Origin of the sequence: Adlercreutzia muris, assembly GCF_008831045.1 — a bacterium.
Lineage (GTDB): Bacteria > Actinomycetota > Coriobacteriia > Coriobacteriales > Eggerthellaceae > Adlercreutzia > Adlercreutzia muris.
Map to the genome: position 1 here is coordinate 1 of NZ_WAJS01000077.1, position 1,334 is coordinate 1,334.

The 1,334-nt window shown below is 66.8% G+C and carries 1 protein-coding gene; it reads right to left on the reverse strand.

What is annotated here, in order from left to right:
• Nucleotides 1-35 precede the first annotated feature (35 nt).
• Complete coding sequence (locus F8D48_RS11430) at nt 36-1,148, reverse strand: IS1249 family transposase (RefSeq protein WP_151432162.1); 1,113 nt, start codon at nt 1,146-1,148, stop codon at nt 36-38.
• Between the last annotated feature and the right edge of the window lie 186 nt (nt 1,149-1,334).

Below are 1,334 nucleotides of genomic sequence, written 5' to 3' on the forward strand. Positions count from 1 at the left end.
GGGTTAAGGCTCAAAAAGTGTGCTCTTAGCATTATTCACTGTCTGTACCGGGTTGGCATGTGGAACTCGTTCCAGTCGATGCCGGACCCGTACTCCTCGGGAGCCCCGTCATCCCGCCCGCGCTTGCCGGGAGGCGACGAGAGCAGCCCGTCCACTTGGCCGTCCGTCGGCATGACGCGCAGTATCTCGGCCGGCGCCAGCGGCGCCTCGGTGTGCATGTAGCACCACCAGAAGATCGCCTTGATGCGCCTGATCGTCGAGAGCCCCCGGTGCATCCGGAGCATCTCCCGCAGCCGGGCGTTGACCCCGCCCTCGATCATGTTGTTGGTGGAGGCCCACTCGCCGCCCCGCTCGTCCGACATCTCCACGAAGGTGAACAGCTCGCCGGACCGGACCAGCTTGTTGAGCGACCGGCGAGCCCTGCGCAGGCGCTCGTGGACGTACTGCTTCTTCCCGTCCCTCAGCGTGAACTCCCGCAGGAAGCCCTCCCACCGGGAGCACCACGCGGCATAGTCGGCGAGCCATGCCGCCGCGGCATCGGCGCCCTCCACCCTGAGCAGCCTCCTGGCCAGCGAGTAGAGCTCGATGCCCGCGTCCAGCTTGGGCCGGCTCGTGGTGTACCGCCTCACCTGGCAGAAGGCGTGGAAGGTGCAGCGCTGGACGCGCGTGGAGGGCCACACGGCGCGGGCGGCCTTGGCGAACCCCGGCGCGCCGTCGGCGACCGCCATGGCGGGCGCGGGCACCCGCATCATGAGGGCGGCCCACGCGCCCGCGCACTCGCGCTCGGCGAGGTGCCACGCGACGACGTGCTCCCTCGTGCAGGCTATGAGCACGACGGCGTCGCGCCCGATCCAGATGCCGTCGAGGAAGACGACGTCGCACACCTCGCCGGTCCAGGGGGCGATCGGCCATATCTCCCAGAACTCCCTGGTCGCCCTCTTGAACGTGGAGCGCGAGCAGCCCATGTCGGACTGGGTCTGCTTGGAGAGCAGCCAGCGAAGGAACAGACCGAGCCGCTTTGCCCGCGAGTCGATCTTCCGCACGGAAGACGAGCCGCATCCGCCGCATCGCCATCTCTGCCTGCCCGACGAAGTGGTCCCGTTCCTGCGCATGGGGCGCCCGCACAGCTCGCATCTCGGATTGTTCAATGGTCTTTCCCGTCTCGAGGCAACTTTCCTTGAGGGAAAGCATGCCCGAGCGGGGACGTCAACAGCTACGGGAGCACGCTTTTTGAGCCAGTGAGAAGTTGGCGCGGAGCAACTTGCGGCGTCGATTTATCGAGCACGACCTCGCGGTTACTCATCGTGGGGAGCACACTTTTTGAGCCTTAACTC